Source organism: Treponema endosymbiont of Eucomonympha sp. (genome assembly GCF_001028545.1).
The window spans coordinates 1-1277 of the sequence record NZ_BBPW01000182.1; the positions used below are offsets into that span (position 1 = coordinate 1).

Genomic DNA, 1277 nt, shown 5'->3' on the forward strand with positions numbered 1-1277 from the left:
AACGGCAAGAAAATGAAACTCGGCGGGTATACTTTTTGGGGACAGCCGTGAAACGAGGCGAACGCAGGCGGTTAAGAGCGCAATCGAATCGGCGCCGCCCGATACCGCCAGCATGCACGGCTTTTGCGCCCCTGCCAGTTCGGGAAACGGCGTGCCGCAGGAAACAAAGCCCGAAAGCACGCGGTTTTCAAATTCCGTAACCGCAGCGTGCCGCACGCGCATTTACCGGACAGCCGCTCGTGCCAACAAAAAAGCCTCCGCACTGGAGGCTTCTCGATAAACTCGCATTGCGTCAGCTTCCTGCCGCGACGCTTAGCAGCGGCGTTTCCGCGTCGGTCAACACCTGTACCCCTTCGCCGAGGGCAAGGTCTTTCACCCGCAGCGTAGCGCCGACGCCCAATCCGGAAATATCGGTCTCAATGCGCACCGGCAAATCTTTCGGCAGACACTGAATCTCTATCTGCGGAACATGATTAACCAGATGACCGCCCTCGCGCACGCCGCTCGGCGTACCCGAAAAACGCACTTTCATCCGCTTCTTTAAGATTTTGTTCATATCTATCACGTGAAAATCAACGTGCAGGTTTTTATCGGCAACAATGTTATATTCCGTCGCCTTGATGAAGGCGTTGCCGACTTCCGCATCGTCGACAAACAGCGTAATCAGCGTTGTCCGCGTCGTATTTCTCCATACTTTCGTAAACTCCTTTTCGTTTACCGCAAGCGACACCGCCTCGCCCCTTGAATTATACATTACTGCGGGCAAGGTTCCGGTTTTTCGCAGCCTTTTTGCCGCTCGTTTTCCCGTCTCGCTTCGTCTTACCGCTTTCACTGTCATATATTCCATAATAATAACCCTTTCTTGTTTCTTTTTTCGTCATAAATCCCGTTTCGCTTCGTGAACGGCTCGTTATTTCCCTGCCGCAAAGGGCAGCCTATTTATGCTGGGACGGTAGGATTCGAACCTACGGAATACCGGCACCAAAAACCGGGGGCTTACCGCTTGCCGACGTCCCAAAATATGTGCATATCATCTTTTACACGCTATTGATTATCCCTTCATATTGAATAATATTGACGGCGATTTATCCCTCGCCGTTTTCAGTTCCCTCAATCCGCCCAGCATTGCGTTCCGCAAAAATTTTATCGTACAGCACCGTTCGATATTTGTGCGTTAATTGGACAAGTACTATCTTTATATGCGCCGGAACTCATCTTTCGGCTGGGCGTTGCCATAAACAATATACCTAATATACCGCTCTTAACTTGCCAGCACA

At 51.1% G+C, this 1277-nt stretch carries 2 protein-coding genes and 1 tRNA gene; all 3 read right to left on the minus strand.

Annotated elements, in window-relative coordinates; translation table 11 throughout:
* Window positions 1–216 (minus strand): hypothetical protein (locus AWU74_RS05775; protein ID WP_162504904.1); only part of this gene is annotated, 216 nt, incomplete at its 3' end.
* A 76-nt stretch (window positions 217–292) separates the two neighbouring features.
* On the minus strand, window positions 293–847 hold the full coding sequence (locus AWU74_RS05780) for a 50S ribosomal protein L25 (protein ID WP_062328508.1): 555 nt from the start codon (window positions 845–847) through the stop codon (window positions 293–295).
* A 97-nt stretch (window positions 848–944) separates the two neighbouring features.
* A tRNA-Gln gene (locus AWU74_RS05785) sits at window positions 945–1017 on the minus strand.
* Window positions 1018–1277 lie beyond the last annotated feature (260 nt).

Bases quoted from the DNA above. Each gene is read 5' to 3' on its own strand.
- AWU74_RS05780 (WP_062328508.1), bottom strand. From the start codon at position 847: ATGGAATATATGACAGTGAAAGCGGTAAGACGAAGCGAGACGGGAAAA.